The sequence below is a fragment of the Actinoplanes sp. CA-131856 genome (assembly GCF_050956135.1).
In the GTDB taxonomy this organism is placed as follows: Bacteria; Actinomycetota; Actinomycetes; order Mycobacteriales; family Micromonosporaceae; genus Actinoplanes.
This window is the reverse complement of the sequence record NZ_CP191849.1, coordinates 347,754-373,424: the sequence shown is the minus strand read 5'-3', so window position 1 is coordinate 373,424 and position 25,671 is coordinate 347,754. Positions and strand designations below refer to the sequence as shown.

The following is a 25,671-nucleotide window of genomic DNA, read 5'->3' as shown; positions in this document are numbered from 1 at the left end:
ATGCTCTCAGCAACAATGACCAGCGCAAAAACGAAACGGTGTCGGCCCGGTCACAAGACCCCACCGGTGATCTCCGCGCACTTATCCTGGCGAAGTGACTGAACGCAAGCCCCCGGTCGAGCCGCTGGACCCACCCATGGTCCCCTTCGCGCTCGCCGGCCTGGCCGGTTTCGCCATCGCCGCCCTGATCGTGTGGCTGGCCGACGGGCCGGACAGGTGGCTGGAGATCTGCGTCGCGGGCTTCCTGGTCGGCATCCCGGGCCTGATCACGATGATCGTGCACGACCGGCACCGCAAGCGGCGCCGGTCGATCACTCACGCGGAGTTCAGAGTCACTTCCTAGCTGTGGCCGAGCTCCTCGGCCGGCTCCGCTTCCTCGACCGAGCCGTGACCGCGGCTCACCGCGACCGACTCGACCTCGCTGTCGTCGTAGACCGTCGGCAGCTCCTCGACCGGCTGCTCGGCCGTGCCCAGCAGGGCCTCCGAGTGGGCGCCGCAGCCGTGGTCGGCGCTCACCGCGCGGCTGTCGTCGGGCGCGTAGAGGTTGCCGCAGACACCGAACATCGTGCGCAGCGACCCGGCCAGCGGCAGGTAGAACCCGCAGGTGCCGCAGCGGGCGTTGCGGGGCGCGGCCACCGAGATCGGCGCCTCCGGGCCGGACTCGCCGTCGTACCACCTCTGTGCCGTCTCGATCCGCCCCTCGCGGGACATCACCCGGGACCGGCCGAGGCCGAGCTCCCAGCTGACCTCCTCGACCGCGGGGTCGTCGCTGAGCACGTAGCCCTGCGCGAGCCGCTCGTCGTCGGGCGCGGTCGGCATGAGGTCGCCGACGCCGAGGTCGCCCGGCTGCACCCGCTCGTTCCACGGCACCCAGCCCGGGGCGAGCAGCGCGTCGGGGCCGGGCAGCAGCACGGTCTCGCAGACCGTGACATGCCGGCTGCGCGGCACGCGGGTCACCGTGACGGCCCAGCGCCAGCCCCGGTAGCCCGCCAGGTGGCTCTCGAAGAAGTGGGTCACCACGCGATCGCCCTCGGCGATCGCTTCCAGGTGTTCCCCGACGTCCTCGGGATCCACCTCGGTGATTGCGCCGCGCGCCACACCGACCGCATCGGCACAAACTTGGTCGAGTCGGGCGGCGCGTGTGGTGGTCCGAGTCGTCACGTATCCATTGTCCCCTACCGGTGCGGTTGATCCGCAACGACTCCCCCGGATTGCGCGCTCACGGAACGGGACAGCACTGGCCTCGATCAGTCAGGATGGAACCCATGCCTGTGCTTCCCTCTCTCGGGCGCACCGTCGGCTCCGGCATCAAGGCCGCCCGCCTGCTGGTGCGCGGCTCCGTGCGCGGCGGGGCGTGGGCGACCAGGAGGGTCGGCACGGCCCGGGCCAAGGGCGCGGCCAACGAGGCCGGCATGATCCGCCTCTTCGACCTGCACGCCATCTCCTGCGCGGGCGACACGCTGATCGCGATCGGCCTGGCCGGCACGATCTTCTTCGACGTCCCGCTCGGCGAGGCCCGCAGCCGGGTCGCCCTCTACCTGCTGATCACGATGGTCCCGTTCGCCCTGCTCGCGCCCGTGGTCGGCCCGCTGCTCGACCATTTCCGGCACGGGCGCCGCTACGCGCTGGCGGTCACCATGCTGGGCCGCGCCTTCCTGGCCTACGTGATCTCCGACCACCTGTTCGGCTGGGGTCTCTATCCGGCGGCTTTCGGGGTGCTTGCGCTGTCCCGGGCGTACGGCGTAGCACGCTCGGCCGCGGTCCCCAGGCTCCTCCCCGAGGGCGTCGGGCTGTCCCAGGTCGGCGCCCGGGCCAGCGTCTACGGCACATTCGCGGGGGCGGTGGTGGCTCCCCTGGGCCTGCTCGCCTTCAAGATCGGCCCACAGTGGCCCCTGCGCGTGGCGGCGATCCTCTTCATCGTCGGCATGGTGATCTCCCTGCGCCTGCCCCCACGCGCCGACTCCGACCCGCCCGAGGCCGTGCCACGCCCGTGGCGCGCGATGCTGCGCCTGGGCCGGGGCGAAGACAGGCCGCTGGCCGGCCAGCTGGTGATCTCCACCCTGATCGGCAGCGCCAGCCTGCGCCTGCTCTACGGCTTCACCCTGCTCTTCCTGGCCTTCGTCATCATGGCGAACGACCTGGACACGACGGTCCTGGGCAACGACATCGGCAACAAGGGCGCGGTCGGCGTGATCGGCGGCGCCCTGGCCATCGGCACCTTCCTGTCCACGGCCGTCGGCACCCGCCTGCGCATCCGCCGCCCGCTGGCCCTCCAGTCGGCCGGCCTGATGATCACGGCGGGCGCCGGCGTCCTGGCCACCCTCTTCTACAGCCTGGCCACGGTCACGCTGCTGGCCCTGACGGTCGCCATCTTCAGCGGCATAGCCAAGCTGGCGGTCGACGCCACCATCCAGGAACGGGTCCCGGAACGCCTGCGAGCAAGCGCCTTCTCCCACTCCGAAACCGTCCTGATGATCGCCTGGGTCCTGGGCGGCGGCATAGGCCTGATCCCCCTGCCCGGCCGCGTGGGCGTGGCCTTGGCCGCCCTCCTGGCCGTGGCCGCGGCCGCCCGAGCCGGCTTCGTGGCCGCCCGCCTCCACAACGAACGCCTGAGCGGCCGAGCCGGCGACCCCGACCCCACCCCCGAGCCCGCAGCCGCCACCACCGCCCCCAGCTCGGCCCCCACCGATCCCCGCTCAGCCTCCGCCGCCCCAGCCGGTTTCAGGCGGTCGTCCGAGCCCACCGATCCCTGGCCGGACGCGCCCACCATCCCCGAGCACACCCGGCCGAACTCCCCGGCGGCCCCGCGCGGCCGCCGAGCCGACCCTGACCCGGCCACCCGCGTCGAACCCGCCACCAGGATCGATACCCAGGCCGGCAAGAAGCGCTGGTTCGGCCGAGGCAAGGACAAGCCCGCCACGCCGCCGCCCTCACCGCCCTCGCCGCCGTCGCCCAGCCCCGAGCCGCCGGCGCCGCAGCCCGCGGCCGCCCCGCCCGGCTTCCACGTCTACCGCCCGTCCTCCGCCGACCACCCCACCAACGGCGCGGCGCCACCCGACGACGACTTCGACAACCGCTGACCCCGACAATCACCGCATGACATCTCCGCTGCTCGTGGTCACCGCGGTCGCCGCCGAAGCCGAAGCCGTCCGGGCCGGTGCCGACCCCGCCCACGTCGTGGTCGAGCCGGTCGGTGCCGGCCCCGCCGCGGCCGCCGCCGCCACGGCCCGCCTGCTGGCCACCGGCCACTTCCGCGCCGTCATCTCGGCCGGGATCGCCGGCGGCTTCCCCGGCCGGGCCCCCGTCGGCTCCACCGTCCTGGGCGTCCGGAGCATCTGCGCCGACCTGGGCGCCGAATCCCCCACCGGCTTCCTGCCCATCGAGGACCTCGGCTTCGGCACCAGCCGCCACCCCGCCGACCCTGAGCTGTTCACGACGCTGGCCACCGCCCTCCCCCACGCCGTCACCGGCGACATCCTCACCCTCAGCACGGTCACCGGCACCTCCGCCACCGCCGACCGCCTCGCCGCCGCCTTCCCCGACGCCGTGGCCGAGGCCATGGAGGGCTTCGGTGTGGCCATCGCGGCCGGAGACACACCCTTCGCCGAGTTGCGCACGATCTCGAACCCGATCGGGCCTCGTGACCGCGCCGCCTGGCGGCTCAAGGACGCCTTCGCCGCCTTGTCCACAGCTTCCGCCGCCTTGTGGACAACCTGTGGATAACGCTGTGGGCAACGATCTGTGACGCTTGCCGCTCGGGTCGCGAAGCACGAGCGTGAGGGACATGTGGCGCTGAGTGTGGGATTGCGAACAGGCGTCGTGCACCGTCGTCCACCGGTCCCGCGTTTAGCGTGGACGTCGTGGCGCTTTCACTCGCGGTTTCGCCGTGTCCCAACGACACGTTCGTCTTTCACGCCCTCGTGCACGGGCTCATCCCCGGCGCACCGGAGGTCAACCTGACCTTCGCCGACGTCGATGTGACAAACACGGCGGCCGAGCGGGGCGAGTTCGATCTGGTCAAGGTGAGCTACGCGGCCCTGCCGTGGCTCCTCGACGACTACGACCTGCTGCTCACCGGCGGCGCCCTCGGCCGCGGTTGCGGCCCGCTCGTCCTCACGAAGGACGGCAACGAGGACCTCACCGGCAAGACCGTCGCCGTTCCGGGCGACCGGACCACCGCCTACCTGCTGTTCCGCCTGTGGGCGGCCGACAACCAGCCGGCCCGGATCGAGGTCGTGCCGTTCCACCAGATCATGCCGGGGGTGGCCGACGGGACGTACGACGCCGGCCTGGTCATCCACGAGGCCCGCTTCACCTATCAGCGCTACGGCCTGACCTCGATCGTCGACCTCGGCGAGTGGTGGGAGTCCGACACCGGCCTGCCGATTCCGCTGGGCGCGATCCTGGCCCGCAAGGGCGCCGTCGACCCGGCCGAGGCCACCGAGTGGATCCGCAACTCGGTGAGCATGGCCTGGGCCAACCCGGACGCGAGCCGCGAGTTCATCCTCGAGAACGCGCAGGAGATGGAGCCGGACGTCGTCCAGCAGCACATCAATCTCTACGTGAACGAGTTCACGCTGGAACTGGGCAAAGACGGACTCGCCGCCGCCGACGCCCTGTTGCAGCGTGCGGCGGCGGCGGGTCTTACGCCGGCCGTGAAGCTGAGCTAACTGGCTTCGCTTCGCTCCGCGGGCAAGCGCCTTGTAACCGGTGAGATGGCAGTCAGTTTCCGCCGTCCGCAAACCCCGCGGCCGCCAGAAACCGAATGCCATCTCACCGGCGGCGCTTGCGGATCACGCCTCGAATTCCTTGGCGACCGCGTGGACCAGCTGCGCGATCTTCTGCGCGGTGCGCTTGTCCGGGTACCGCCCGCGGCTCAGCCCGGGCTGTACCTGCGACTCCAGCACCTTGATCATGTCTTCGACCATGCTGTGCAGCTCCTCCGCCGGGCGGCGGCGGAGTTCGGACAGCGACGGCGGGGCGTCGATCAGTTTGACGCCCATCGCCTGCGGGCCGCGTCGGCTGTCCACCAGGCCGAAGTCGACCCGCTGTCCCGTTTTCAACTCGGCCACATCGGCCGGCAGCGCGCCCTTGGGCAGGAACACGTCGCCGCCCTCATCGCTGGTGACGAAGCCGAATCCCTTCGCCGCGTCGTACCACTTCACTCGACCCGTGGGCACCGCTGACCTCAACTTCACTAATGAGGATTATTCACGACGGCGGAGACCAAGTGATCATGCTGCGGCTCAGCGGAGCTCAAGGTCGGTCGTGAATAACCCTCAAATGGAAACAACCGCTCGACGCAAGGCTACTTAAGCGGTGGGCCCGGACCCAACTGCAATCTCACGCAGGAGCGCCGGGAACCCATTGAGGTCGGGGAGAACGTACGCGGCGCCGGCCGCTGTCAACTCATCGGGGGTGCACGGTCCGGTGGCCACGCCGATGCCGGGCACCCCGGCCGTCCGCGCCGCCACCATGTCGCCGATGTGATCGCCGACATACCAGCGCACGCCGTGCTCGGTCACCGCGGCCGCCTTGCCCTCGGCGAAAAGGTCGCCGGCCAGTTCGTCGGCGACCAGGCCGAGGTGGTCGAGGTGCAGCATCGCCAGCCGGCCCAGCTTCGAGGTCACCACGACGACCCGCAGACCTTTTTCCCGTACGGCTTCCAGCGCCTCGACCGCGCCTGGCATGGGCACGGTCGGCGTGATCGCGTACTGGGCGTAGAGCTCGCGATAGGTGGTGACCGTCTCCTCGATCTGCTCCTCGGGGAACCAGTGACGCAGCTCGGTCCGCAACGGCGGGCCGAGACGTGTGACCACCAGATCGGCGTCCACGGGAACGCCGGTCTTCCTGGTCAGCGCCTGGTAGGCGGCGCGGATCCCCGGCCGGGAGTCGATCAGGGTCATGTCCAGATCGAAACCGACCGCCGGCCTCACGCGGGGGTCGACGGGATGTACTTGAGGCGGTTCACCGGCAGCGGGAAGGTCTGGTCGTCACCGAACGGGGACGGCGCGGCGGCCCGGTCGGACAGGATCTCGGAGACGTCCATGTGGCCCTGCGGAGCGGCCGACTTGGTCTGGCGCGAACCGGCGCCACCCTCGACGGCGGTACCCGGCAACTTGTTCTGAGCGGCCACTGGTCTTCCCCTTAAGCGTCACAACGAGAGGTAGTGAGCCAGCCCGCTGGGCTGGTCCCTTCAATATCGTCCCACGACGGCTAGCGTTGAACACGATGGCCACCACATTCGCCGATCAACTCCGGTCGCTCACCGACGAGGCGCTGAGCGCGCTCATTCAGCTGCGCCCCGACCTCGTCGTGCCCGTTCCCGCCGACGTCTCCGCCCTGGCCGTCCGCGCTCAGTCCCGGGGCTCGGTCGCCCGCTGCCTGGACGGCCTGGACGAGTTCACCCTGCAGATCCTCGACGCCGCCCGGCTGACCCGCTCGGCCGAGACGGCTCTCACCTCGGCCGGCGCCATCATCGAGCTGGCCACCGGGGTGGCCGCCGACGACGTCCGCGTCGCGATCGACCGCCTCCGCGTCCGCTTCCTGCTGCACGGCCCCGAGGACGCGCTCGAGGTGACCGGCGCCGTGGACGAGGTCACCTCGCCCTATCCGGCCGGTCTGGGCCGCCCGGCCGACTTCCTCGACCCACAGACCGCCGCGCTCTGCGCGGACAAGGCCAAATTGCGGCGTACGGTCCTCGCCGCCCCGCCCGCGGCCCGGGCCGTACTCGATCGCCTGGCCGAGGGCCCACCGATCGGCGCGCTGGGCCGCAGCTCCCGAGCCGAGCCGGTGCAGTGGCTGGTCGATCAGCACGTCCTGGTGCCGATCAGCGAGGCCGGGCGTTCCCCGCGCCCCGACGGCGAACTGGTCGAGCTGCCGCGCGAGGTCGGCCTGCTGCTCCGTCGCGAGACCGGGCCGCTGGGCCCGATGCGGCCGTTCCCGCCGCTGCCCGAGGGCACGGCCCGTGACCCCAAGTCGGTCGACTCGGCCGGCGCGGGCCAGGTGATGGAGGCCGTCCGCAGCACCGAGGCGCTCCTGGAGGCGCTCGCGGCCGAGCCCGCTCCCGTTCTGCGGGCGGGCGGTCTCGGCGTACGGGATCTGAAGCGTCTGGCGCGCGGGGCCGGCCTGGACGAGCCGGGCGCGGCGCTGCTGCTGGAGATCGCGTACGCGGCGGGGCTGCTCGGTGAGAGCGACGTGGCCGGGTCGGGCCGCTCGGTCACGGTGAGCCGCGCGACCGGACCGGTCGACGAGATCTTCCTGCCCACCGGGGCGTACGACCTGTGGCGCGCGCTCAGCATCGCGCAGCGCTGGACCGCGCTGGCCCGGGCCTGGCTCATGATGACCCGGCAACCGGGCCTGGTGGGGCAGCGCGACGAGCGGGACCGGCCGATCAACGCGCTGGCCCCGGACGCCGAGCGGGCCGGCGCGCCGCAGGCCCGTCATGAGGCCCTGCTCGTGCTGACCGACCTCAAGCCGGGCACGGTGCCGGCCGTCGACGAGGTGCTCGGCCTGCTGGCCTGGCAGAGTCCGCGCCGCGCCCGCGGCCGCGAGGCGACCCACCGCGACGCGCTGAGCGGCGCGGCTCTGCTGGGAGTGACCGCGCTGGGCGCCATCACCTCGTACGGCCGCCTGTTGCTCGAAGATCCGGACATCGACGACAGTGACCCGCTGGGGGTGCGGCCGGCCAGCTCGGCCGAGGCGCCGGGCGACGGTGTCCGCGCCCTGGACGAGCTGCTGCCGGCCCCGGTCGACCACGTGCTGGTGCAGGCCGACCTGTCGGTGGTCGTGCCGGGCCCGCCCGAGCCCGAGCTGGCGGCCGAGCTCGACGTGGTGGCCGAGCCCGAGTCGGCCGGTGGCGCCAGCGTCTTCCGGGTGACCACGGCCAGCGTGCGGCGTGCCCTCGACGTCGGCTACACCGCCGCCGACCTGCACGCGCTGTTCCGGCGGCGGTCGCGGACCCCGGTGCCGCAGACGCTGACCTACATGATCGACGACGCCGCCCGGAAGCACGGCGGCCTGCGCGCCGGGTCGGCCGGGTCCTATCTGCGCAGCGACGACGAGGCGCTGATCGCCGAGGTGCTGACCGACAAGCGGCTGGCCCCGCTGGGCCTGCGCCAGATCGCGCCGACCGTGCTGGTCAGCCCGTTGCAGGTGGCGCGGCTGCTGGGCGGGCTGCGCGACGCCGGGTTCGCCCCGGTGGCCGAGGACGCGGGCGGGGCGGCCGTGCTGTCGCGGCCGAAGGTCCGGCGCGCGCCGACCCGCACGTCGGTGGCGGCGCGGGCGGCCGAGCACGCCGGTCCACCGTCGCTGGCCGGACCGCGGCTGGCCGGGGTGGTGGAGCAGATCCGCCGGGGCGACATCGCGACCCGGGCCGCGCGGCGGGCGCCGGCCGGCGTGCGCGCGGCCAACGGCCAGGGCACGCCGGGACTGACTCCCGTGCAGCAGCACGGGCAGGCCATGGCGGTGCTGCAACAAGCCGTACGGGAAAAAGCACGGGTCTGGGTGGGTTATGTCGACTCCCACGGAGCGACTCTGTCGCGGCTGGTCAAGCCCGTCTCGCTGAGCGCCGGATATCTGCGGGCCGAGGACGAGCGCACCGAGACGCTGCACACCTTCGCGCTGCACCGGATAACCGCGGCGGTGCCCGAGCAGGAGTAGTGAAGCGGGCCGCACTCCCCCGATGTCCGACAACGGTGCGGCCCGCGTACCACTCAACGCGTGTCAGACTGGAGGGTCGTTGTTTGCTCTTCGGAGGGTGTGCACGTGAGCGGCGGACCGCTGATCGTTCAATCCGACAAGACACTTCTCCTCGAGGTCGACCACCCGGACGCGCAGGCCTGCCGGATGGCGATCGCCCCGTTCGCCGAGCTGGAGCGCTCGCCCGAGCACGTACACACGTACCGGCTGACCCCGCTCGGCCTGTGGAACGCCCGCGCCGCCGGTCACGACGCCGAGAGCGTGGTCGACTCCCTGATCAAGTTCTCGCGCTACCCGGTGCCGAACGCGCTGCTGGTCGACGTGGCCGAGACGATGGACCGCTACGGGCGCCTGCAGCTGGTGAACGACCCCAACAACGGGCTCGTCCTGCGCGGTCTCGACAAGATCGTGCTGATCGAGGTGGCCAAGTCGAAGAAGCTGGCCGGCATGCTCGGCGCGAAGATCGACGACGAGACCATCGTGGTCCATCCGTCCGAGCGCGGCCGCCTCAAGCAGGCGCTGCTCAAGCTCGGCTGGCCGGCCGAAGACCTGGCCGGGTACGTCGACGGCGAGGCCCACGAGATCAACCTGGCCGAGGACGGCTGGACCCTGCGGTCGTACCAGCAGGAAGCGGTCGACGGTTTCTGGGCCGGCGGCTCGGGCGTGGTCGTGCTGCCCTGCGGGGCCGGAAAGACGCTGGTCGGCGCGGCCGCGATGGCCACGGCCAAGGCGACCACGCTGATCCTGGTCACCAACACGGTGGCCGGCCGGCAGTGGAAGCGTGAGCTGATCGCCCGCACCTCGCTGACCGAGGAGGAGATCGGCGAGTACAGCGGCGAGCGCAAGGAGATCCGCGCCGTCACCATCGCCACCTATCAGGTGCTGACCTCGCGCCGGGGTGGCGCCTTCACCCATCTCGACCTGTTCGGCGCCCGCGACTGGGGCCTGGTCATCTACGACGAGGTCCACCTGCTCCCGGCCCCGATCTTCCGTTTCACGGCCGACCTCCAGGCCCGCCGCCGGCTCGGCCTCACGGCCACACTGGTCCGTGAGGACGGCCGCGAGGGCGACGTCTTCTCGCTGATCGGCCCGAAGCGCTACGACGCGCCGTGGAAGGACATCGAGTCGCAGGGCTGGATCGCGCCCGCCGAGTGCGTCGAGGTCCGGGTCACTCTCACCGAGGCCGAGAGGATGTCGTACGCCGTCACGGAGGCCGAGGAGCGATACCGCGTGGCCGCCACCGCGCGCACCAAACTGCCGGTGGTGCGGGCCCTGGTCGAGAAGCACGCCGACGAGCAGGTGCTGGTCATCGGCGCGTACATCGACCAGCTGCACGAGCTGGGCGAATATCTGGACGCCCCGATCGTGCAGGGCTCGACCACGAACAAGGAGCGCGAGCGCCTCTTCGACGCCTTCCGCGCCGGTGAGCTGCGCGCGCTGGTCCTCTCCAAGGTCGGCAACTTCTCCATCGACCTGCCCGAGGCGGCGGTGGCCATCCAGGTGTCGGGCACGTTCGGCTCCCGCCAGGAGGAGGCCCAGCGTCTGGGCCGGGTGCTGCGGCCGAAGGCGGACGGCCGCCAGGCCCACTTCTACTCGGTGGTCTCCCGCGACACGATCGACACCGAGTACGCGGCCCACCGCCAGCGCTTCCTGGCCGAGCAGGGCTACGCCTACACGATCGTCGACGCCGACGACGTCCTCGGGCCGCCGCTGCCCCAGATCGACTGATGGTGTTCTTGGACTGAGCGGCCCTAGCGTGACCTCATGTGGGACGTCATCGTCGCTGAGCGCCTCGCCCTGGCCGACCTGCTCGACTCGCTCGCGCCCGAGGAGTGGAGCCGGCCGTCGCTGTGCCGGAGCTGGACGGTCCACGACGTCGCCGCCCACATGACGATGCAGCAGCTGGGCCTCGCCGGCCTGGTCGGCGTGGCGCTGCAGTGGCGGGGCAGCATGGCCCGCACGACCCGTGAGGCGGCCCGGCGACGGGCCGCCGACCGGGCGCCGGCGCAGATCGTGGCCGAGATCAGGGAGACCGCGCCCCGTCACCGCCACACGATCGGCGTCACCAGGATCGAGACGCTGACCGACCTGCTCGTGCACACACAGGACATCGCGCTGCCGCTCGGGCGCCGCCACGACATGCCACCGGACGCGGCGGCGGTGGCGGCCACCCGGCTGTTGTCGATGCGCTGGCCGCCCCCGTTGCCGTCGGCCCGCGCGGCGGCGGGCTTCCGGCTCACGGCCACCGACACCGACTGGACCTGGGGCTCGGGTTTGGGCGTCCAGGGCCCCATGTCAGCCATCCTGCTGACCTGCTGCGGCCGCGAGGCGGCCACGGCGGCGCTCTCCGGCCCCGGCGCCTCCGACCTGATCGCGCGGATCAGCCGGTGATCGTGGGCGCGGGCGGGTCCACGGGGTCGACGGTGGCCGTGGCCGTGGCCGTGGGCGCCGGCGGGGCCTCCAGCTCGGCCGGCTCCGGCGCGCTGTCGCGGCCTCCCGAGAGCGCGAAGAAGCCGCACAACACGAAGAGCACCACGATCGCCCCGCCGGCCACCAGCCCGATCAGGGCCCAGTTGGTCGAACGCCGCCTGACCGGAGGTGTCGGCGGCGGATAGAACCCCTGCGGCGGCGGCGAGAAATGCGGATAGGCCGTCTGCGGCGGGCGCGGCCGGGTGCCGGCCTCCTCGTGCGCGGCGGCCGCGATCGCCTCCGGGCTGCCGAGCCGCTCGAGCACCTCGATGACCTCGCCCTCGGAGGCCAGGTTGCGCTCGTCGCGCTCGGTGGCGATGTGCGCGGCCAGGTCGGCCAGCAGCTCGCGGCGCTGGAGCACGGGCAGCCCGGCCAGTCGCTGGTCGACCTCGCGCAGATATTCGGCGACGACGTCGCTGTGGTTGGTCTTCATGCGGCCTCACCGGTTCCCACGAGTCGGTCCACGGTCTGTCGGAAGGAAACCCATTCGCTGCGGAAGTGCTCGAGCGCGGACCGCCCGGCCATGGTCAGCCCGTAGTAGCGCCGCGGCGGCCCGGTCGGCGACTCGACCCACTTGCTCTCCAGCCAACCCGACCGGCGCAAGCGCGAGAGCAACGGATAGATCGTCCCCTCGCCGGCGGCCAGATTGGGCTCCTCACCGAGCCGCCGGACGATCTCGTTGCCGTACCTGTCCTCGAACTCCACCATCGCCAGCACGCAGAACTCGAGCGTCCCCCGCCGCAGCCCGGTCGCCAACTGCGAGACATCTCCCATGCGGCACACGGTACCTTGCGACACCAAGTAGGTCTACGCCGGCAGCACGGGCCCCTCGCGCAACAGGCCTTCGAGCAGGTCACCGTGCTCCTCGACCCGTTCCAGCACCTCGTCCGCCCGAAATTGCCGCGGCTCCTCGTCGCCGGTGGCGATGGCCTCGACCTCGCCCCACAGCAGCGGCGTGGAGGCGGTCGGCTGCTCCTGGGCCCGCAGCGAGTAGGGGGTCACGGTGGTCTTGGCCGCGGCGTTCTGGCTCCAGTCGATGAAGATCTTTCCGGGACGGATGGCTTTCGCCATCTTGGCGGTGATCGAGCCGGGGACCATCGCCGCCAGCTCTTCGGCGACTTTCTTGGCGTACGCCGACACGGCCTCCGAATCCTGCGTCCCCGAGATCGGGCAGCAGAGCTGCATGCCCTTCTTGCCGGAGGTCTTGGGCCACGCCTCGACGCCGTCCTCGGCCAGGCGATCACGCATCAGCACCGCCACCGCGCAGCACTCCCGCAGACCGGCCGGCGCCCCGGGATCGAGGTCGACCACGAGCAGGTCGGGGTTCTCGCCGACCTTCCACTGCGGCGTGTGCAGTTCGAGCGCGGCCAGGTTGGCCAGCCAGACCAGGGTCGCCAGCTCGTCGACCACGACGAAGTCGATGGTCTCGCGGCTCTTGGTCGACCCGGGAACGGGGAGTGTCTCCAGGCGCACCCAATCAGGCGTACCCCCGGGCTTGTTCTTCTCGAAGAAATGGGCGCCGTCGACGCCGTTCGGAAAGCGGATGCGGGTGACCGCCCGCCCGGCCAGGTGCGGGAGCATCACCGGCGCGATCCGCGAGTAGTAGTCGATGACCTCGCCCTTGGTGAACCCGGCGGCCGGGTACATCACCTTGTCGAGGTTGGAGAGCTCCAGGTCACGGCCGTCGATCGAGACCGGGAGCCGGTCACCGGCCATCCTCGTCCTCCTCCGCGCACTCCTGCGGCGTCTTGTCGTCACGCAACCGCAGGAACCGGGGAAAGCGCAAGCGCCCGTCCGGCGTCCGGTTGCCGTAGCGGATCTCCACCACCAGCTCCGGTCGTACCCAGTGCGCCCCTCGCGAATCCTCGCGCGGCACCGCACCCGGCACGAATGGGGAGGATTTCGTGGCGAGCGGCTCCAACCGGGACAGCAGCTCCTTCTCGGCGACGGCGCCGATGCCGCCGCCGACCCGGCCCCTGAAGGCGAGCCCGTCGGGCGTCGGCACGCCCACGAGCAGTCCCCCGAGCTTGCGGGCGCCGGCCCGCCAGCCACCGATCACGTAGTCGCCCGTACGGTCGAATTTGATCTTGACCCAGTCCGGAGACCGCGTGCCGGGCAGATAGACCGAGTCGACGCGCTTGGCGACCACGCCCTCGAGGCTGTTCTCCTTCGCCGCGGCCTCGGTCGCCGGCCCGTCGCCGAACGACGGCGGCACCATCCAGCACGGCCCGGCCAGATCGAGCTCTTCGAGCTTCTCCCGGCGGGCCAGATAGGGCAGACCGGTGTAGTCCAGGCCGTCGTGATAAAGAAGATCGAAGATCATGTACGTCACCGGCGCCGTCACCGCCAGACGGGCCGCCTTGGAACTGTCGCGGACGTGCATGCGCTCGGCCAGCGCGGTGAACGACGGCCGGCCCTTCGCGTCGAGCACCACCATCTCGCCGTCGAGCAGCGTCCCCTCGGGCAGGTGCAGGCCGGCGATCTCCGGATAGGCGGCCGTGACCACGGCGCCGGACCGCGCGAACAGGACGGGTGGACCCCCGGCGAAGAGCGCGAGAACGCGGACACCGTCCCACTTGAACTCATAGCTCCACCCCGGCCCGGCCGGCAGCGCACCGGCGGTGGCGAGCATGGGAGACAGCGGCGCACCGGGCACCCGATCACCATAGGCAGAGCCGAACACCTTACGCAGGCGTCTCACTGATGCCATTCTGATCAGGGGGTTCTCATGAGAGCGATCTGGAAGGGCGCCGTCTCCTTCGGTCTGGTGTCCATCGCCGTGAAGCTTTACTCGGCGACCGAGGAGAAGGACATCCGGTTCCACCAGGTGCACCGCACCGACGGCGGCCGGATCAAATATCAGCGCACCTGCTCGATCGACGGCGAGGTGGTCAGCTACGACGACATCGCCAAGGGCTACGACATCGGCGGCGGCGAGATGGTCATCCTGACCGACGAGGACTTCGCCGACCTGCCGCTGACCACGTCACGGGCCATCGACGTGCTGGAGTTCGTGCCGGCCGAGCAGATCGACCCGATCCTGTTCGCCAAGACGTACTACCTCGAGCCGGAAGGGCAGGCGGCCAAGCCGTACGTCCTCTTGCGTGACGCCTTGCAGGACGCCGACCGGGTCGCCGTCGTCAAGATCGCGCTGCGCCAGCGCGAGCAGCTGGCCACCCTGCGGGTCCACGAGGGCGTGCTGGTGCTGAACACCATGCTCTGGCCCGACGAGGTGCGCACCCCCGACTTCGGCTTCCTCGACGAGGACATCGAGACCCGGCCGGCCGAGCTGGCCATGGCGTCGTCCCTGATCGACTCGATGGCCGGCAGCTTCAAGGCCGAGGAGTTCACCGACAACTACCGGGCCGCCCTCCAGGAGGTCATCGACGCCAAGGTCGAGGGCCGCGAGGTGGTGCAGCCGGAGGAGACCGAGGAGGCCCCGGCCGCCGCGGTCGACCTGATGGCCGCCCTGAAGGCCTCGGTCGAGCGGGCCAAGGCCGCCCGTGGTGAGAAAGCGGCACCGGCCGCTCCGAAGAAGAAGGCCACCCCAGCTGCGAAGAAGGCGCCCGCAGCGAAGAAGGCCACACCTGCGAAGAAGGCGGCCAAGAAGTCCGCATGATTAAAGTTGCCCCGTGGCACTGACGTGGGACGAGTCTTATCTGGGCAAGGTACGCGCGAGCGTGGGCGACACCGACACGATCCTGTTCGTGGGGGCGCGCGGCGTGATCATCGACGATCAGAACAGGCTGCTGCTCATCCAGCGGTCCGACAACCACCGCTGGGCCATCCCGGCCGGCGCGATGGAGCTCGGCGAGAGCATGGAGGAGTGCGCGATCCGCGAGGTGTGGGAGGAGACCGGCCTGCGGGCGACCTCCCTGACGCCGTTCGCGTTCTACACGGCGTACACGTACACGAACGACTACGGGCACACGTACCAGCAGATCCTCATGTCGTTCAAGATCGACACCTGGGAGGGTGAGTTGCTGCGCGAGACCGAGGAGTCGGTCGACGCCGGCTTCTTCGCGCTCGACGCGCTGCCCGGCCCCAAGTCCTTCGTGATCGACGAGACGCTGGCCGACCTGGCCTCGTTCCAGGCCACCGGCCGCCTCGTCCTGAAATGAGTCGCGCCTAGGCACCCTCGTCGGGCACGATCCGCGGGTGCTCGACCTCACGCCGCTGCGCACGTCCCGCGACTACCGCCTGGTCTTCGCGGGCGGCACCGTGTCCGGCTTCGGATCCTTCATCACGTACGTCACCATCCCGTTCCAGGTCGCGCACCTCACGAACGATCCCCTCATGGTCGGCCTGCTGGGCGTCTGCGAGCTGGTCCCGCTCCTGGTCATGGCGTTCGTGGGCGGCGCGCTGGCCGACTACGTCGACCGCCGCCTGCTGGTCCGGGGCGGCGAGTTCGCCCTGGCCGCGCTCACCGCCGTACTGCTGATCAACGCTCTTTCCTCGTCGCCGCACCTGTGGCTGCTCTACGTGGTGGCGGCGCTGACAGCCACGGTCGACGGCCTGCAACGCCCGGCCCTGGAGGCGATGGTCCCCCGCCTGGTGCGCCCCGAGGAGATCCCCGCGACCATGGCGCTGCAGTCGCTCGGCATGCAGATCGCCCAGCTCGGCGGCCCCGCCCTGGCCGGCCTCCTGATCGCCTCGGTCGATCTTTCTTGGGTGTACGCCTTCGACCTGCTCACGTTCGTGGTGTCGCTCACCTGCCTGACCCTGGTGCGGGCGGTGCCCCCGCCACCGGACGCCGACCGCCCGTCGCTGCGGGCGGTGGTGACGGGCCTGCGCTACGCCCGCTCCCGCCCCGAGCTGCTGGGCACCTATCTGGTCGACATCAACGCCATGTTCTTCGGCATGCCGCAGGCCCTGTACCCGTTCCTGGCCACCCAGCTGGGCGGCCCACGCGTGCTGGGCCTGCTCTACGCGGCTCCCGCGGTCGGCTCGCTGCTGGCCACGCTGGGCAGCCGCTGGACCGCCCGGGTCCACCGCCACGGCCTGATGGTGGTGATCGCGGCCGCCCTGTGGGGCGTCGGCATCATCGGCGTGGGCTTGTCGAACACCCTCTGGCTCACCCTGTTCTGCCTGGCCTTCGCGGGCGCGGCCGACATGATCTCCGGCATCTTCCGGGCCATCATCTGGAGCCAGACCATCCCCGACCACCTGAGGGGCCGCCTGGCCGGCATCGAGATGCTGAGCTACACCACGGGCCCGTTGCTGGGCCAGCTGCGCTCCGGCGCCATGGCCCGCACCCGCCTGGGCGTCACCGGTTCGATCTGGGTGGGCGGCGTCCTCTGCGTGGTGGGAACGGCCGCCCTGGCCATAGCCCTCCCCCGTTTCCTCCGCTATGACGGAAAGGACGGCATGGCCTTGAAGAAGGCCGCCGACGAGGCGTGGGCCGCGGCCGCAGCCGCCCGCTCCACCACCTCTTAGGGCCTCGTTCAAGGCTCGGCGCCGCCGGCCGAGCCTGATCGAACGTGCCCGGTTCGGTGCGCCCGTCTCTCGTGCTGGACAACCCGCGCAAGGCGACCGCGCCGCTGGTGACCGGCGCGGTGTCGGCCCGGCGGCCCTGGTGACCGGCGCGGTGTCGGCCCGGCGGCCCTGGTGACCGGCGCGGTGTCGGCCCGGCGGCCCTGGTGACCGGCGCGGTGTCGGCCCGGCGGCCCTGGTGACCGGCGCGGTGTCGGCCCGGCGGCCCTGGTGACCGGCGCGGTGTCGGGCCGGCGGCCCTGGTGACCGGCGCGGTGTCGGGCCGGCGGCCCTGGTGACCGGCGCGGTGTCGGGCCGGCGGCCCTGGTGACCGGCGCGGTGTCGGGCCGGCGGCGAGGGCGTGCTCCACCGGCCGTTCGCAGGGAGCGCGTCATCGCTCTCGAGAAGGCCCGGCGGATCGCCGGACGGGAGAGCCATCGGAACCGCGGTGGGAGATTCATTTGGCGCAATTCCCGGCGAAGCGGGCGAGCCCGAAGCGCCATGCAGGACAGCCCGGCAGCCGGGCGAGGAGGGTGAGTCGCACGGACCCGGCCCTAGCTCCTCGGTGCCGTTCGTGGATTCGTACTTAATGTTGTGGTTTGTCGTCGGCCGAGCCCGGCAATGGCTTGACCGCGCCGGCCAGAGTGATCGACACGACGAGTAGCACGGCTACCGCTACCAAGGCGTTCTTGACCGTGACGTGGTCGCCGAGGAAGCCGATCAACGGTGGGCCGCCCAGGAACGCGCAGTAACCGATCGAGGCGACCACGCTGACCCGGGCGGCCGCGTGGGACGGGTCGTCGGCGGCGGCGCTCATGCCGACCGGGAAGCCCAGCGACGCGCCCAAGCCCCAGAACAGGGCGCCCACGAAGGCGACCGGCGTGCTCGGGCCGAGGATGTAGAGAGCCAGCCCGACCAGGGAGATCACGGCCAAGACCCGGACCACGGCACTCGGCCGTAGCGGTCGAGCAGCGGCGGACCGAACCAGCGCCCGGCCGTCATCGCGGCCAGGAAGACGGCGAAGGCCAGTGTGCCGACGGCCGCCGAGGAGCCGTGGCTGTCGATCATCGAGACGCTGATCCAGTCGATGCCGGCACCCTCGGTGAAGGCGAAGGCCAGGACGAAGACGCCGACCAGGATCGTGCGGGGCTCACGCCAGGTAGCCAGGGCTCGGGAGAGGCGACTCTGCGTGGTGACGGGAGCGGTCGATCCCACCATCGTCGGATCGGAAGGGGTGACTACCGGCTCGGGGCCGTCGTCGTCGGGGCCGAAAGCACGAACGGAGAAAACGACCACGACGGCGATGACCACCGCCGTGATCGCCAGATGCAGGGTGACCGAAATGTCGAGAGCCACGGCTGCCGCACCGACCAGTGCGCCCGCCACCGTACCCACGCTGAAACCGGCGTGGAAGCGCGGCATGATCGCCTTGCCGAGGCGGCGCTCGACGATCGCGCCCTGCACGTTCATGCCGACGTCCCAGGCGCCGTTCGCGAAGCCGAAGACGAACAGGGACGCGACCACGGCCCACACGCCGTGCAGATATCCGAAGGAGACGCCGAGCATGGCGACGCCCAGGACCGCGCCCATCGCGCCGACCGTTCGCCGCGAACCGAAGTGCGACACGATCTGGCCCGCGAGCAGCAGCGACACGATCGAGCCGGCGGCCAGCGCGAGCAGCACCAGGCCGAGACGCGACGGGCTGAGGCCGAGCTCGTCACGGACCTGCGGAATGCGTGAGGCCCAGCTCGCGGCCGCGACGCCGGCGAAGATGAAGGCCAGATAGACGGCGCGGGTCGCCGCCCGCACCTCCGGGGTGGCGGCGGTGGTGCTGGTCATTCGGCGACCCCGAGGAACCGGCGGACGACCGCGCGGGTCTCCGCACGGTCGAAGGGGGCCGTGGACAGGGTCCGGTGCATGACGAGCCCCTCGATCAGCGCGTCGACGCCGCGAGCTGTCACCGGGTCGATGAAACGCTCGAGCACGGTCCTCGACCTGCGCATCCACGCCTCGGTCACGCTGCGCAGCGCCGGATCGCGCAGCGCGGCGAGATAGAGCTCGTACGACACCACCCAGTCCCGCGCGGTGCCGCCGGCGTCGCCGTTGATCAGGTCGGCCACCGCGTCGGCGAAGCCCTCCAGGTCGCTCACGTCGGCGAAGTGCGCCTCGTAGCGGGGCGACATCTGGTCGGAGAGCCGGCGGAAGGCCTGCGCGAGCAGGTCGTCGACGCTGTCGAAGTGATAGGTGATCGATCCCAGCGGCACGTCGGCCGCGGCCGCGATGCGGCGGCTGGTGGTGCCGGCGACGCCGTGGTCGGCGATCACCTCGATCGTCGCGTCGATGATGCGGCTCTTGCGCTCGGGGTCGTAGCGGCGCGGCGAGCGTGCCGCGGGCACCGTGGTCATCGTCGCACTTCCGGAATGACGCGCATGACAGCCATGCGTACGATCGTACATAGAACCCTGGATAGAATGCGGCCGTGATCGCGGAGCCGGCTTGGGATGTCGTGGTGGTCGGCGGCGGGCCGGCCGGATTGTCGGCGGCGCACGCGGCCGCCACGGCCGGCGCGCGCACGATCGTGCTGGAGCGAGCCGAGCATCCCCGCTACAAGACCTGCGGCGGCGGCCTCCTGGGCAGCTCACTCGCCATCGCGGCCCCGCTCATCGACGTGCCGGGCCGGGACACCATCGGGTCGATCACGTTCACCCGCGACGGCCGGCGCTCCTTCACCCGCCACGCGAGCGGTCGCCCGCTGCTCACCATGGTCCGCCGTGACGACTTCGACCTGGCCTGGTCCAAGGCGGCGGCCGCGGCCGGCGCGACCGTCCGGCCCCACAGCCAGGTCCGCTCGATCGACCAGGACGACGACACGGCCACCGTCACGCTGGCCGACGGCGAGGAGATCACCGGCCGGGTCGTGATCGGCGCCGACGGCTCGGCCGGCGTCACCTCCCGCTACGTCGGCATCACCCTCGACCAGCAGGATCTCGGCCTCGAGGTGGAGCTGGCGGCGACCGAGGCCGACCGCGCGCGGTGGCGTGGCCGGGTGCTGCTCGATTGGGGGCCGTTCCCCGGCTCGTACGGCTGGGTCTTCCCCAAGGACGACGAGCTGACCGTCGGCGTGATCATGGCGAAGGGCAACGGCGCCGAGACCAAGCGCTATCTGAACGCGTTCGTCGACCGGCTGGGCCTCGGCGGGCGCGAGGTCGTGCGCGACTCCGGCCACCTGACCCGCTGCCGCAAGCCGGACTCCCCGCTGCGCCGCGGCCGGGTCGCGGTCGCCGGCGACGCGGCGGGCCTGCTGGAGCCGTGGACCCGCGAGGGCATCAGCTACGCGCTGCGATCCGGCGCATGGGCGGGCGAGGCCGCGGCCGGCGGAGATTTCGGCTCCTACGAGCGGCGGGTCACGAGCGAGCTCGCGCCGGAGATGGCCGCGGGCCGACGGCTGCTCGGCGCCTTCTCCCGGCACCCCGCGGTGGCCCACCTCGCGATGGGCACACCGCTGGGCTGGCGGGCGTTCGAGACGTTCTGCCGCGGTGATCTCTCGATGGCGCGGGTGGTCGAGCGCCGGGGCGTCCGGGCGCTGCTCACTCTCTTCCGCGCGTAGGCCAGGGCGCCCACAACACCGGCGCCGCGAAGCCACCGCGGCGCGCGTCCCGGGCGTCCTGGCGGGTGAGCGGTCCCTCACGGCGGCCGTTGATGCCGACGCCGATCAGTCGCGTCTCGAACCAGGAGCCGCCCACGCCGCGGCGCACCCGCTCCCACAGACCACCCTCGACCAGGGCGAACGCCTGTTTGCGGAGCAGGTCGACGAGCTGGGCCGGGTCTTCGGAGCAGACCTCGCACCCGCAGGCGGGCAACGCCTCGGCCCACCACCGTCCCAGGCGCACGACGATGCCCGGAAATTCGGTGAAGGCTATGGCGAGGGGCGCGGCCGCGGGCGTACGCGGCATCAACCGCTCCATCCGCACCAGGCCCTCGGCCGGCCCCAGCTGCTCCTTGGTCTCCCTGCGGTCGACCATGTAACGCTGGTCCAGCTCGTCGAGCAGCGCCTCAGCCGCGTCGTGCAGGACAGCGAAGCGGTTGGCGCCGGATACGTGCGGGTCGGCCCTCACTCGCGCAGTATGCCGCTCTCGGCCAGCGACAGACCACCGGTTCGGCCGGATCCCGCCTCATTCGAAGGAGAACTCGTCCTGCTTGACACCCTCCACGAACGCCCTCCACTCCGAGGGGTCGAAGGAGAGGACAGCTCCCCCGGGGTTCTTCGAGTCGCGGACCAGAATGTTGCCGTCCGCCTGGGCGACTTCGACGCAAGTGCCGCTGGAGCAACGTCTCGAGCGTTGCCATCGCAATTCGTCGGCGCTGTAGATCATTTGCACACCTCCGTGCCGGTTCCCGAAGTCCACGTTAAGGGACCGTTTCGGGACGCGGCAGGAGTGAATGCCGCCGGCGGCGCGGGAATGCATGTTATGTCGCGTAAGTACGGGGAATTTATACTCTTATATGCGGCTCAGGCCATTTTACGGCGCACGGGCGAGTCGGCTAGCCGACACCGCCCTGCGTAGGAGCCCACGCAGGGCGGCGGGTGGTGCGGCCGATCAGAACGCGAAGTCGCCGGCCTTCACGCCTGCCGTGAACGCGAGCCACTCGTCCTCGTCGAACGAGTGCGGGGGCAGCTGCGGGTTCTTGCTGTCACGGATCAGGTACCGCCCATCCACCTTGGCAACTTCGACACAGTTGCCCGCAGCGCACCGGCTGCTCCGGCGCCACTCCAACTCGCGCATGTCTCTACTCCTGTGGTTTTCAATGACCATCAAATAATATTTCAACTTTTAACGACAGGAGGGTTGGCCTCGAGCTCGTCTATGCGCTTCTGCACGAAGGCGGTCGTGTCACCCTCGCTGTCGGCGAATTTCCAAAGTTGATCGAAACGCTTACGGTGCCGCAGCGTGTCCGGGCGGGTCTCGACGATCTCGTCGCTCACTCCGGTCTCGCGGTACATGACCTCATTGTTCGCCCGGCCGACACCGACGGTGGCCAGTTCGAAACTCCCGTTGTTCGCGATCGCGATCTCCAGGCTGAACGGCAGCATGCGCATCTTGTACAGCCCGCGCTCGGAGAGCTCGATGAGCTGGCGCAGCTGTTCGATGAAGGCGGCCCGGCCGCCGAACGATCGCATGAGCACCGACTGGTCGAGCAGGACCAGGTATTCCAGCGAGTCGCCGCGGCGGATCAGCGCCTCGCGGCGGTGGGCCCGAGCCTCGACCAGAGCGTCGACTTTGTCCTGGGAGAAGTCGGCCTCCTCCATCCACGTGCCCGTCAGCGCCGTCCCGTACTCGGGCGTCTGCAGCGGACCGGGGATGTAGAAGATGTTGAACGACCGCAGCTGCGACGTCTCCGCCTCGTACTCCACGAACTTGCGGAGGCTCTCCGACATCTGGTCGCGGAACCGTTCCTCGTGCCACCACGCCGAGTCGTGTTTCTGGCGCGTCCGCGCGATCCGGGCGTCGGTGAGCAGCGAGTTGATCTTTGTCTTGTCACGAATGCCGAGCAGAGCGAGCAGGCCGCGCAGATCATTGATCGAGACGGTGACGTCGCCCTTCTCGATCCGGATGACCTTGCTGTTCGACCACTCCATCTCCTCGGCCACCTGCAACTGGGTCAGGCCGGCCGCCTCGCGAGCTTCGCGTAGCGCAACGCGAACGCGCAGGCGTGCAATCGTCGGCGAATCGCCCTCGGCCATGAGTCCTTCATCGTTGAAGCGGTGGCGTGGATGGGTCGGTGCAGGATGCTACCTCGCTGATTGCCTACTGGCCATCAGCGAGGCAGCTTATTCTTACGTCCTACCAGAACGACGCGAACGTCGTGCGGTTTTGATCGAAACGTCCCCGTCACTCCGGCGAGGTCGTCACGCGGCGGCGAGCCGAAGATCCCCCGCCGGTGGTCGAGCGTCCTCCATCGCTCTTCGCAGTGCCCGCTTGACCTGGTTGAACTGCCTTTCTTCCGCACACGAGTACAGGACCACCTCGACGCCGCGGTAGCTGGCGTGCAGCTCCCACGCGCGACCGCCCCGGCGGCGGAACATGGACGGCAGGGTGCAAGCCACGGGAACCGTCACGGCAACCAGGCCGATGGCATACGCGTGCGGTGGCTCGAGCACCGTCCAGCCGGCACCGATCACCCCGACGGTGAGAGCGGCGGCCACGGAGACCCGTACAGGTGAGGCCGGCTCGGCTACCGCTCGCAGCTGGCCGACATTGCGGAGATCGCGGACCACGTAGCTCCTGACGGGTGTAGTCCTCCAGACGAAGTAATCGTCGGTAACCACGGCGTCCGGCCCACGGTAGTAGGTACGTTTGCTCATGGCGCACTCCTCTCGGCTGAGGCTTGCGAGGAGAGGAAATTGGGGCCACGATGGCTGAAGCGACTGATTGACCCTCGCCCCGCTGATCCTTTCCACGCTTGATCGGACGCAGCAAAGGCGCAGAGGCAGGAACGGCACCCGGTTGCCGCCGGGTGCCGTTTGTTTTGTCTTCCTGCTGTGCTTTCCCCTTCTGCCGTCTCCGCCCTTGTTGCTCTACTAGCAGTAGAGCACGCCACACGGCTGTCCGCTACACATCAATCTGCCATGTTGCAGATTGCGTACAAGCCGACTGCCGGGGAGAGGCCCGTCACCCTCACCGCCCTGCGGCGTTTCATAGACGAACAGGCCGGGTAGGCCACCGAGGGATGCCACTGTCGATCCTGTAAAAGCGCAGGTGGAAGGGTGATGAACCCGCATGGAGAGCCGACTCAAGATCGCGGGCCAGGCGGTGCAACCCATCCTGGTGATGTTTCCTCTTGGCCTGTTCGCGATGGCCCTCATCTTCGATACAGCGAATCAACTGGGTGGCCCTAGCATTCTGGGAACACTGGCCTACTGGAACATCGTGGCCGGCCTGGTCGCCGGTGTGCTCGCCGCGGCCGCGGGCGCTATTGATCTCGCTTTCGTCCGCCGCGCCGACACCAAGCGGCTCGGCGTGCTCCGGGCCTTGATGAACATGGGTGTCCTGTTCCTGTTCGCCGTCATTCTCATGGTCCGGGTCGGCAATCCCGATCGCGCCGCCGGAACCGGCCTTTATCTGCTCGAGATCATCGCCGTCGCCATCTGCGGATTCGGCGCCTGGTTCGGCGGCCAGCTGGCCAATGGGCGTACGCCGGCGTTTGCCCGGGCCGCTCTGGGGAATCGCGGTTATTGATCTCTTGTCGTTGAAGAAGGGGCAACCGATGACCACCTCGATCCAGGGCAAGCGCGTTGCCTTCCTGGCCACCGACGGCGTGGAGGAGGTCGAGTACACGGAGCCGCGCAAGGCCGTGGAATCGGCCGGTGGCACCGCCGAGCTGGTCTCCATCAAGGACGGCGAGATCCAGGCCGTCAACCACATGGACAAGGCCGGCACGTACCGGGTGGAGAAGTCGGTGAAGGACGCCGACGTCTCCGACTACGACGCCCTCGTCCTTCCCGGCGGCGTCGCGAATCCTGACTTCCTGCGCGCCGACGGCGACGCCGTCCGGTTCGTCCGCGATTTCGTGGCCTCCGGGAAGCCGGTGGCCGCCATCTGCCACGGGCCGTGGACGCTGGTCGAGGCCGGCGTGGTCAGCGGCCGCACCATGACGAGCTGGCCCAGCCTGCGCACCGACCTCGCCAACGCCGGCGCCACCTGGGTCGACGAGGAGGTCTTCGTGGACGACCGCCTCATCACGAGCCGCAAGCCCGACGACCTGCCGGCGTTCTGCGGCGAGCTGCTCTCGGCGATCAACCTCGCCACAAAGTGAGCATCATGGCCTCGACCGCGATGTCGGGCTTGACGTTCTGATCGATGGCGTCGCGGCAGGCCAGCACGGCTTCGAGACGGCGCAGCGTGCTCTCGGCGCTCCATTTCCCGGCGGCGGCCGCGGACTGGGCGGCGGTGTCGGTGTGCACGACCGAGACCGGCGCGCGCAGGTTGGTGATCAGGACGTCACGGTAGAAACCGGCCAGGTCGACCAGCGCGCGGTCGAGCGCGTCGCGCTTGGAGCGGGTGGCCCGGGACTTCTGGCGTTTCTCGAGCTCTTTCAGCTGGCCGGCGGCGCCTCGCATGGCGCCGGCCGCGCCCCGGCCCGTGCCGCCCGCGCCCAGTGCCTGCTCGAGCGCCGCGCGCTCGGCCGCGTCGGTCTCGACCACCGCCTCGGCCGCCTCGGCCTCGGCCGCCTTGATCAGCGCGGCGGCGGCCTCGTAGCAGGCCCCCACACTGCTCAGCCGCCTCGGCACGGCCAGGACGGCCTCGCGCCGGCTGCGGGCCTCGGGGTCACCGGCCAGCCTTTTCGCCCGGCCGACGTGGCCCTGGGCGGCCGCCGCGGCCCACGCCGCGACGTCGGGCGCCACCCCGTCGCGGCGGGCCAGGACCTCGGCCACCGCGTCGGCCGGCGGCTGGCGCAACGCCACCACCCGGCAGCGCGACCGGATCGTCACCGAGATGTCGTCGGGATGCGTCGACGGGGTGCAGAGCAGGAAGACCGTGCGCGGCGGCGGCTCCTCGATCGCCTTGAGCAGCGCGTTTCCCGCCTGCTCGGTGAGCCGGTCGGCATCCTCGATGACCACGACCTGCCACCGGCCGCCGGAGGGCGCGCTCGCCGCCCGCAGCACCAGGGTCCGCATCTCGTTCACACCGATCGAGAGGCCCTCGGGCACCACGAACCGCACGTCGGCGTGGGTCTTGCCGAGCGCGGTGTGACAGCCGTGACACTCGCCGCAGCCCACCCCGCCGCGCTCGCACTGGAGGGCGGCCGCGAACGCCCGGGCCGCCACCGAACGGCCGCTGCCGGGCGGGCCCGTGAAGATCCACGCATGGGTCATGGCGCCGGCCGGCACCTCCTCGCCGGCCACGACCCGCGCCGCCGCCGACGCTGCCTGGCGCAGCGTGGCGACCGCGTCGTTCTGACCCACCAGATCTGCGAAGACTTCACTCACGCACACGATGGTATTGCGCGGGTCCGACAGTCCTCGAAGTT

General features: G+C 70.8%; 30 protein-coding genes. 13 read left to right on the top strand and 17 right to left on the bottom strand.

Annotation, left to right across the window (positions count from 1 at the left end; all coding sequences use genetic code 11):
* The first annotated feature begins 94 nt into the window (after nt 1-94).
* Nucleotides 95-343 (top strand): DUF2530 domain-containing protein, encoded by a 249-nt coding sequence (locus tag ACQP2X_RS01760; protein WP_498693909.1) that lies wholly within the window; start codon nt 95-97, stop codon nt 341-343.
* Here ACQP2X_RS01760 and ACQP2X_RS01755 read toward each other — a convergent pair.
* Nucleotides 340-1,212 (bottom strand): DUF3027 domain-containing protein, encoded by an 873-nt coding sequence (locus ACQP2X_RS01755; protein WP_498661483.1) that lies wholly within the window; start codon nt 1,210-1,212, stop codon nt 340-342. The two genes, ACQP2X_RS01760 and ACQP2X_RS01755, sit on opposite strands and share 4 nt — an antisense overlap.
* A 53-nt stretch (nt 1,213-1,265) precedes the next feature.
* Here ACQP2X_RS01755 and ACQP2X_RS01750 point away from each other — a divergent pair, with 53 nt between their 5' ends.
* From ACQP2X_RS01750 to ACQP2X_RS01740, 3 genes are all read left to right on the top strand, one after another.
* Nucleotides 1,266-3,080 (top strand): MFS transporter, encoded by a 1,815-nt coding sequence (locus tag ACQP2X_RS01750; RefSeq protein ID WP_498693908.1) that lies wholly within the window; start codon nt 1,266-1,268, stop codon nt 3,078-3,080.
* Between the two features lie 16 nt (nt 3,081-3,096).
* Nucleotides 3,097-3,723 carry a futalosine hydrolase gene (locus ACQP2X_RS01745; RefSeq protein WP_498693905.1) on the top strand — a complete coding sequence of 209 codons (627 nt, stop codon included), beginning with the start codon at nt 3,097-3,099 and terminating at the stop codon, nt 3,721-3,723.
* Nucleotides 3,724-3,860: 137 nt separating this feature from the next.
* The gene (locus ACQP2X_RS01740) at nt 3,861-4,670 is read left to right on the top strand and encodes a 1,4-dihydroxy-6-naphtoate synthase (RefSeq protein ID WP_498693903.1); all 810 of its coding nucleotides are present in this window, start codon (nt 3,861-3,863) and stop codon (nt 4,668-4,670) included.
* 123 nt (nt 4,671-4,793) lie between these two features.
* On the opposite strand, the gene ACQP2X_RS01735 is transcribed toward ACQP2X_RS01740, so the two are convergent.
* The 3 genes from ACQP2X_RS01735 to ACQP2X_RS01725 all read right to left on the bottom strand — a co-directional run bounded on the left by ACQP2X_RS01735 (nt 4,794) and on the right by ACQP2X_RS01725 (nt 6,136).
* A complete protein-coding gene (locus tag ACQP2X_RS01735; protein ID WP_498693901.1) occupies nt 4,794-5,180 on the bottom strand; it encodes a cold-shock protein in 387 nt (128 codons plus the stop codon).
* 132 nt (nt 5,181-5,312) lie between these two features.
* A complete protein-coding gene (locus ACQP2X_RS01730) occupies nt 5,313-5,906 on the bottom strand; it encodes an HAD family hydrolase (RefSeq protein WP_498693900.1) in 594 nt (197 codons plus the stop codon).
* A 26-nt stretch (nt 5,907-5,932) separates the two neighbouring features.
* The gene (locus tag ACQP2X_RS01725; protein WP_498693899.1) at nt 5,933-6,136 is read right to left on the bottom strand and encodes a hypothetical protein; all 204 of its coding nucleotides are present in this window, start codon (nt 6,134-6,136) and stop codon (nt 5,933-5,935) included.
* 95 nt (nt 6,137-6,231) lie between these two features.
* Between ACQP2X_RS01725 and ACQP2X_RS01720 the strand changes: the two genes are divergently transcribed.
* From ACQP2X_RS01720 to ACQP2X_RS01710, 3 genes are all read left to right on the top strand, one after another.
* On the top strand, nt 6,232-8,661 hold the full coding sequence (locus ACQP2X_RS01720) for a helicase-associated domain-containing protein (RefSeq protein ID WP_498693898.1): 2,430 nt from the start codon (nt 6,232-6,234) through the stop codon (nt 8,659-8,661).
* Between the two features lie 105 nt (nt 8,662-8,766).
* The gene (locus ACQP2X_RS01715; protein WP_498656523.1) at nt 8,767-10,428 is read left to right on the top strand and encodes a DNA repair helicase XPB; all 1,662 of its coding nucleotides are present in this window, start codon (nt 8,767-8,769) and stop codon (nt 10,426-10,428) included.
* Between the two features lie 36 nt (nt 10,429-10,464).
* Nucleotides 10,465-11,091, top strand: coding sequence for a maleylpyruvate isomerase family mycothiol-dependent enzyme (locus ACQP2X_RS01710; RefSeq protein WP_498693896.1), 627 nt, complete (start codon nt 10,465-10,467; stop codon nt 11,089-11,091).
* Here ACQP2X_RS01710 and ACQP2X_RS01705 read toward each other — a convergent pair.
* The 4 genes from ACQP2X_RS01705 to ligD (ACQP2X_RS01690) are packed head-to-tail and all read right to left on the bottom strand — an operon-like array spanning nt 11,081 to nt 13,825.
* Nucleotides 11,081-11,602 carry an HAAS signaling domain-containing protein gene (locus ACQP2X_RS01705; protein WP_498693895.1) on the bottom strand — a complete coding sequence of 174 codons (522 nt, stop codon included), beginning with the start codon at nt 11,600-11,602 and terminating at the stop codon, nt 11,081-11,083. The two genes, ACQP2X_RS01710 and ACQP2X_RS01705, sit on opposite strands and share 11 nt — an antisense overlap.
* Nucleotides 11,599-11,943, bottom strand: coding sequence for a PadR family transcriptional regulator (locus ACQP2X_RS01700; protein WP_498656520.1), 345 nt, complete (start codon nt 11,941-11,943; stop codon nt 11,599-11,601). The genes ACQP2X_RS01705 and ACQP2X_RS01700 overlap by 4 nt, the downstream gene beginning before the upstream one ends.
* A gap of 33 nt (nt 11,944-11,976) precedes the next feature.
* Entirely contained in the window at nt 11,977-12,885 is a 909-nt protein-coding gene (gene ligD, locus ACQP2X_RS01695; RefSeq protein WP_498693894.1) for a non-homologous end-joining DNA ligase, read from the bottom strand.
* On the bottom strand, nt 12,875-13,825 hold the full coding sequence (gene ligD / locus ACQP2X_RS01690; RefSeq protein ID WP_498700769.1) for a non-homologous end-joining DNA ligase: 951 nt from the start codon (nt 13,823-13,825) through the stop codon (nt 12,875-12,877). The genes ligD (ACQP2X_RS01695) and ligD (ACQP2X_RS01690) overlap by 11 nt, the downstream gene beginning before the upstream one ends.
* A 72-nt stretch (nt 13,826-13,897) precedes the next feature.
* Here ligD (ACQP2X_RS01690) and ku point away from each other — a divergent pair, with 72 nt between their 5' ends.
* The 3 genes from ku to ACQP2X_RS01675 are packed head-to-tail and all read left to right on the top strand — an operon-like array spanning nt 13,898 to nt 16,605.
* Nucleotides 13,898-14,788 (top strand): non-homologous end joining protein Ku, encoded by an 891-nt coding sequence (gene ku / locus ACQP2X_RS01685; RefSeq protein WP_498693892.1) that lies wholly within the window; start codon nt 13,898-13,900, stop codon nt 14,786-14,788.
* A gap of 13 nt (nt 14,789-14,801) precedes the next feature.
* Nucleotides 14,802-15,290 (top strand): NUDIX domain-containing protein, encoded by a 489-nt coding sequence (locus ACQP2X_RS01680; RefSeq protein ID WP_498693891.1) that lies wholly within the window; start codon nt 14,802-14,804, stop codon nt 15,288-15,290.
* 37 nt (nt 15,291-15,327) lie between these two features.
* Nucleotides 15,328-16,605, top strand: a complete 1,278-nt coding sequence (locus ACQP2X_RS01675) for an MFS transporter (RefSeq protein ID WP_498693889.1) — start codon at nt 15,328-15,330, stop codon at nt 16,603-16,605.
* A gap of 622 nt (nt 16,606-17,227) precedes the next feature.
* Here ACQP2X_RS01675 and ACQP2X_RS01670 read toward each other — a convergent pair.
* From ACQP2X_RS01670 to ACQP2X_RS01660, 3 genes are read right to left on the bottom strand one after another with little or no spacing between them, the layout of a single operon-like run.
* Nucleotides 17,228-17,575, bottom strand: a complete 348-nt coding sequence (locus ACQP2X_RS01670) for an MFS transporter (protein ID WP_498693888.1) — start codon at nt 17,573-17,575, stop codon at nt 17,228-17,230.
* Nucleotides 17,566-18,480 carry an MFS transporter gene (locus ACQP2X_RS01665; RefSeq protein WP_498693887.1) on the bottom strand — a complete coding sequence of 305 codons (915 nt, stop codon included), beginning with the start codon at nt 18,478-18,480 and terminating at the stop codon, nt 17,566-17,568. Before ACQP2X_RS01665 ends, ACQP2X_RS01670 begins: the two co-directional genes overlap by 10 nt.
* A complete protein-coding gene (locus ACQP2X_RS01660; protein WP_498693885.1) occupies nt 18,477-19,046 on the bottom strand; it encodes a TetR/AcrR family transcriptional regulator in 570 nt (189 codons plus the stop codon). The genes ACQP2X_RS01665 and ACQP2X_RS01660 overlap by 4 nt, the downstream gene beginning before the upstream one ends.
* A gap of 74 nt (nt 19,047-19,120) precedes the next feature.
* Between ACQP2X_RS01660 and ACQP2X_RS01655 the strand changes: the two genes are divergently transcribed.
* Entirely contained in the window at nt 19,121-20,248 is a 1,128-nt protein-coding gene (locus ACQP2X_RS01655) for a geranylgeranyl reductase family protein (RefSeq protein WP_498693884.1), read from the top strand.
* On the opposite strand, the gene ACQP2X_RS01650 is transcribed toward ACQP2X_RS01655, so the two are convergent.
* From ACQP2X_RS01650 to ACQP2X_RS01630, 5 genes are all read right to left on the bottom strand, one after another.
* The gene (locus tag ACQP2X_RS01650) at nt 20,229-20,756 is read right to left on the bottom strand and encodes a DUF6226 family protein (RefSeq protein ID WP_498693883.1); all 528 of its coding nucleotides are present in this window, start codon (nt 20,754-20,756) and stop codon (nt 20,229-20,231) included. The genes ACQP2X_RS01655 and ACQP2X_RS01650 overlap by 20 nt on opposite strands.
* A gap of 57 nt (nt 20,757-20,813) precedes the next feature.
* Nucleotides 20,814-21,014 (bottom strand): DUF397 domain-containing protein, encoded by a 201-nt coding sequence (locus ACQP2X_RS01645; RefSeq protein WP_498693882.1) that lies wholly within the window; start codon nt 21,012-21,014, stop codon nt 20,814-20,816.
* A 225-nt stretch (nt 21,015-21,239) separates the two neighbouring features.
* The gene (locus ACQP2X_RS01640) at nt 21,240-21,425 is read right to left on the bottom strand and encodes a DUF397 domain-containing protein (protein ID WP_498693881.1); all 186 of its coding nucleotides are present in this window, start codon (nt 21,423-21,425) and stop codon (nt 21,240-21,242) included.
* A 41-nt stretch (nt 21,426-21,466) separates the two neighbouring features.
* Complete coding sequence (locus ACQP2X_RS01635) at nt 21,467-22,384, bottom strand: helix-turn-helix domain-containing protein (protein ID WP_498693879.1); 918 nt, start codon at nt 22,382-22,384, stop codon at nt 21,467-21,469.
* Nucleotides 22,385-22,549: 165 nt separating this feature from the next.
* Nucleotides 22,550-23,005: a DUF6232 family protein gene (locus ACQP2X_RS01630; RefSeq protein WP_498693878.1), complete on the bottom strand. Its 456-nt coding sequence runs from the start codon at nt 23,003-23,005 to the stop codon at nt 22,550-22,552.
* A gap of 415 nt (nt 23,006-23,420) precedes the next feature.
* Between ACQP2X_RS01630 and ACQP2X_RS01625 the strand changes: the two genes are divergently transcribed.
* Both ACQP2X_RS01625 and ACQP2X_RS01620 read left to right on the top strand, forming a co-directional pair.
* Nucleotides 23,421-23,879, top strand: coding sequence for a DUF2231 domain-containing protein (locus ACQP2X_RS01625; RefSeq protein WP_498693876.1), 459 nt, complete (start codon nt 23,421-23,423; stop codon nt 23,877-23,879).
* A gap of 28 nt (nt 23,880-23,907) precedes the next feature.
* On the top strand, nt 23,908-24,456 hold the full coding sequence (locus ACQP2X_RS01620; protein ID WP_498693874.1) for a type 1 glutamine amidotransferase domain-containing protein: 549 nt from the start codon (nt 23,908-23,910) through the stop codon (nt 24,454-24,456).
* Here ACQP2X_RS01620 and ACQP2X_RS01615 read toward each other — a convergent pair.
* The gene (locus ACQP2X_RS01615; RefSeq protein ID WP_498693873.1) at nt 24,437-25,630 is read right to left on the bottom strand and encodes a DNA polymerase III subunit delta'; all 1,194 of its coding nucleotides are present in this window, start codon (nt 25,628-25,630) and stop codon (nt 24,437-24,439) included. The genes ACQP2X_RS01620 and ACQP2X_RS01615 overlap by 20 nt on opposite strands.
* Nucleotides 25,631-25,671: the final 41 nt, after the last annotated feature.